The 4298-nt window shown below is 65.5% G+C and carries 2 protein-coding genes; one reads left to right on the top strand and one right to left on the bottom strand.

Annotation, left to right across the window (positions count from 1 at the left end; genetic code table 11):
• Positions 1 to 37: 37 nt before the first annotated feature.
• Positions 38 to 3205, bottom strand: a complete 3168-nt coding sequence (locus VGD20_RS03400) for an intermembrane phospholipid transport protein YdbH family protein (protein WP_331133102.1) — start codon at positions 3203 to 3205, stop codon at positions 38 to 40.
• A 194-nt stretch (positions 3206 to 3399) separates the two neighbouring features.
• On the opposite strand from VGD20_RS03400, the gene radC reads away from it, so the two are divergent.
• Complete coding sequence (radC, locus tag VGD20_RS03395; RefSeq protein WP_331133101.1) at positions 3400 to 4077, top strand: RadC family protein; 678 nt, start codon at positions 3400 to 3402, stop codon at positions 4075 to 4077.
• The last annotated feature ends 221 nt before the right edge of the window (positions 4078 to 4298 follow it).

Genomic DNA, 4298 nt, shown 5'->3' with positions numbered 1-4298 from the left:
CTTATGGCCAGCCTCCTTGCTCCAGTCTTGGTTTTCTTCATTGCATGGGCTCGCTTTCTGGAGGCTGAACGGGTGGTGGCACGCCTTTTGCGGCGGCTTCGGCTTCTTCCTGTGCGCGCATCAACGCGGGCAGATTCTGTTCGATCAGCAGCGACGGATCGTAGAACCCTTTCGCCGATGTCAGCAGCTGCCTGAACGGCGCCTTGATCTTCACATTGAAGACCAGCGGCAGTTTCGCGACCTGGTTGGTCAAGAAGTTGCGCGTCGCGCCTTCGCCCTGCCCCACGCCGCCAAAGCGGATATCGGTCACCATTTCGCCGTCAAGGTCCCCGTTCAGGATGATCGTCAGATCGTCATATTTGAGGCTGCGCAGCGCGCCAAAGGCAAAATTGGCGATTGTACCGAGATTGCGGTTCGACAATTCGCCGACATAGGCGAGCGTGCCGCCGCCGCCGCGCGAATCGATACGCCCGTTGACGATGCGTCCGCCGAGCCCGTCGAACTCGACCGGCAGCGTCCCGTCGAACACGCCCGTCGCGTTGATGTTGTCGAAGCCGAAGCTTTGCAGGAACACCGCCGCGTCGACCCCGACGATGTCGAACGACAGCCGCCGCGCATTGGCGGCACTGAAATCGAGTGTGGTCGGGTGGAGCAGAAGCTTGCCGCCGCCGAAGGGCCAGCTCCCCCCCTCGATCCGCACCCGATTGTCGCCGAGCAGCCGATATTCGATCTCGCCGTCAAGCACCGGAATGCCGGGATTGATCTCCTTGATCCTTGCAATCTGGCCCGGCGCCGTTTTGAGGCCGATCAGATCGTCGAAGCTGATTGTCGTCGTCAGGCCGCTTACCGGACCGAACGCCGCAGCGAGGCTGGTATCGGCGGTGGCGAAAGTCCCGCGGCTGGTGACGCCGTCGGCGGTCCATTCGATCCGCCCGTCGCCGACGACCGATCCGCGAACGTTGGCGACGACGCCGAGCGCCAGGCTGGTGAGCTGGTCCGGCTGGAACGTATCACCAAACCGGAGCTCCCTGACGGCAAGGTCTGCCGAACCGCTGCTGTCGGAAAGCCGGTGACGGATCACCGCGTCGAGAATCTTCGTTCCTGTCTTCCGCTCGCTGAAGCCCGCCTTTGCCTCGATCACGCTATTGGCAAAGCGCAGATTCGCATCGCTGCTGAAGAGCGGGAAGAAGCGCGGATCGGGTGTCGCGTCGGTGACCAACAGCCCGCCGTCGAGCGTCAGCGCGCCATTTGCAAAGCGCCATTTGCCTGCAATCTCGCTCATGTTGAGCGGAACTGCACCAATCTTGCCGCTGGCGCCCCCAAGTTCGCCCGTCATACCCTGCGGCGTCGCGCGCCCGCTCAGGCTTTCGGCATTGAAATGCGTGACGCTTTCGCCTTCGCCCATCCGGATATCGGCGCGTGCGAGCGACCAGCGCATCGTCGACAGGTCGATGTTCGCGGGGCTGCTGTTCAGGCTGAATGGCGAACTGCCGCTCGATCCGCGCAGGGCAATCCGGGGGATGCGGATATCGCCGCGCAGCCCGTCGGGACCGGCGCTCAACAGGGGCGCGCCGGGCCGGCTGCACAGGTCGATTGCGCTCTGGCCGAGCCGAAACCCGCTGATCTCGATCTGGTCGGCCGCGACGCGGCTGCATCCGCCGTCGAGCGCAAGCGCGCCTGTCGGAGCCAGAAAGCCGTTCACCGGCACCGTCAGCCGTTCGACGCGCCCGCCCGCGAGCGGACCCGAGAGCGTCGCGGCTGTAGCGAAGCGCAGGAGACCACCCGCCCCGCCCGAAAAACGCACCGGCGTCAGCGCGAGCCGCGCTCCGTTCGCGACATAGGGATCGAGGCTGGCGAGGCCGGTCACCCGGCCCTCGGTACTGCGATCGATGCTCAACGTTCCCGACGGCAGATCGCCACCGGCGATGCTCCAACGCCCCGTCGCGATCACCGCGGGCTCGTCCGCGCCATAGAGGTAGCCGATGCGGCTGTCGGCGCTGCCGGTAAAACGCGCGCCGCTAGCGCTCGTCAATTCCGGCGCGATCAGGTCGACGCGCGCCGTCGGCCCCTCGCCCGCGATCGCGAAGCCGGCGCTGCCGCTCGCGTCGGCAAGCACGCGGCCGAACGCCGCCACCGCCTTCGCGGCCAGCGGCCCGACGGGGGTGCCCGCGAGCCCGCGTGCGCTTCCGGTCAGCGAGCTGCGCAAATCTGCGCTGCCGCTTGCACGGGCGAAGCTGATCCGCCCGTCAAACTTCGGCGCCGCGCTGCCGACGCTGCCCTTGGCATCGAGGCTGACGGTCTCCGCCGCGAAATCGGCACCGCGGAGCCGCGCCATATCGGCGTCGACATCGAGCTTCGTCTGCACGGCCGTCCCGTCGAAGCGCGCCAATACGCCCAGCCGGTCGGCGCTTACGGGGCCGGCTACCAGTTGCGCGATGCTCGCGTCGGCTTTGCCCTTCCAGCTTTGCAAATCTTCCGACAGCGACAGATCGAGCGCAATCTGTGGCGACGCCGCACTCACCGAGCCATCGGCGCAGCGCAGGCTGCGACCACGCAGGGGGCCGACAAGCTGCGGACGGACGTTGCGGACAAGGAGCGTGCCGTAAAAACTGATCTCGCTGCCGCTGCATCCCGCCGCCGCCACATCGGGCGCAACGAGGGCGAGCTTGCCGGTAAAATCGCGGCGCAGGTTGCCGCCGCCATTCAGTGCCGCGCCGACATTCCCCCATGGTGTTTCGACGCGTGCGCGCGCATCGCGCAGCACGACCGACAGGTCGGGCAAGGCGAAGGGATCGGTGCTGGTCGGATCGCGAAACTTGTCGAGCGCGCCGAAGGACAGCCGCCCGTCGACGAAGCGGCCATAGAGCCGGACGCCGTCGGCGCGAATTCCCGAAACATAGGGCCCCGACCAGCCGTATCCGAGCAGGACTTCGACCTTCTTTGCGATCAGGTCGGGGCGCTTGGGATCGCCGATAACGATGTTCGAGAGCTGCTCGCTGCGAAAACCGATCCGGTCGATCCGGTATTGCGCCGGTACGCCGCGACTGCCCAGCTGGTCACGAATGAACTCGTCCGCGATCGGTTCACGCGCAAGCCAGACGCCGGCAACGACGATGAAAACCGCGCCAGCGGTCAGCCAGCGCTTCTTGAACAGCAGCGTCCGATACCGCCACCGGGGTTTTGGCGCTTCTTCGGTGTCAACCATGGCATTGCCACGGATATGAAGGAGAATGGAAAGCGGCGGATGACGTCATGATGTGAAAAATCGTCCTCCGGCCCGAACCCCGTTCAGGGAAGCAACGCTGGAAATCCCCTTTCGATGCAGGAAACTGGTCCGGTTCGCCATCATCCTTTCCTATGACCGTTGAGTGCACGTCACAAGGCGGTTATTGCCGCCCGATGGGGGATACGCCGGATCATCTGGGGCACCGCGCGCGACTGCGGTCGCGACTGCTCGACGACGCCGACGGCCTCGCCGATTATGAGCTGGTCGAATATCTGCTCGCTCTCGCCGTTCCGCGCCGCGATACCAAGCCGCTGGCCAAGGCGCTGCTCCGCGAATTCGGCTCGCTGGCGCAGCTGGTCAGCGCCGATCCCGAATCGCTCCGCCGGGTCGACGGGCTCGGCGATACCGGCATCGCCGCGCTCAAGATCGTGCAGGCTTCAAGCCTGCGTTTGTTGAAAGGGGAATTTCGCGACAAGCCCCTGCTCTCGAGCTGGGACGCGCTGCTCGACTGGCTGCGCGCCGATATGGGGCCGATCGATGTCGAGCGCGTTCGCGTGCTCTATCTCAATTCGCGCAACATGCTGATCCGTGACGAGCTGGCGAGCGAAGGGTCGATCGACCAGTCGGCGATCTATGTCCGCGAGGTGATCAGGCGCGCGCTCGAACTCGGCGCCTCGGCGATCATCCTCGTGCACAATCATCCCAGCGGCAGCCCCGAGCCGAGCCGGCAGGATATCGCGATCACCAAGGATATCGCCGAGGCGGCCGCAAAACTCGGGATCGCGCTTCACGATCATATCATCATCGGCGGCGGCGATCATCGGAGCTTTCGCGCAATGGGACTTCTTTAGGGCATCGGCAGACACCCGTTTGACTTCGTGCGCGCGCTCCGACATCCTCGAACCGATGCAGATTCGATGCAGCCTTTTATATTTCCGCCATCAAGGGGGACAGCTTCTCGCGGGCATTTAGCCCCGGGTTCCGGCGCGATTGCCCCGAGCCCGGGGCATAGTCCTTCTCCCTTGCCGCGCGCGGGCGATTGCCGCGCGCCAGCCGGAAAGCCCGCGCCATG

Source organism: Sphingopyxis sp., from assembly GCF_036402335.1.
Taxonomy (GTDB): Bacteria; Pseudomonadota; Alphaproteobacteria; order Sphingomonadales; family Sphingomonadaceae; genus Sphingopyxis.
Note: the sequence above shows the minus strand (reverse complement) of the source record. Positions and strands in the feature narration are given on the sequence as shown.

Bases quoted from the DNA above. Each gene is read 5' to 3' on its own strand.
- VGD20_RS03400 (WP_331133102.1), bottom strand. From the start codon at position 3,205: ATGGTTGACACCGAAGAAGCGCCAAAACCCCGGTGGCGGTATCGGACG.
- radC (WP_331133101.1), top strand. From the start codon at position 3,400: ATGGGGGATACGCCGGATCATCTGGGGCACCGCGCGCGACTGCGGTCG.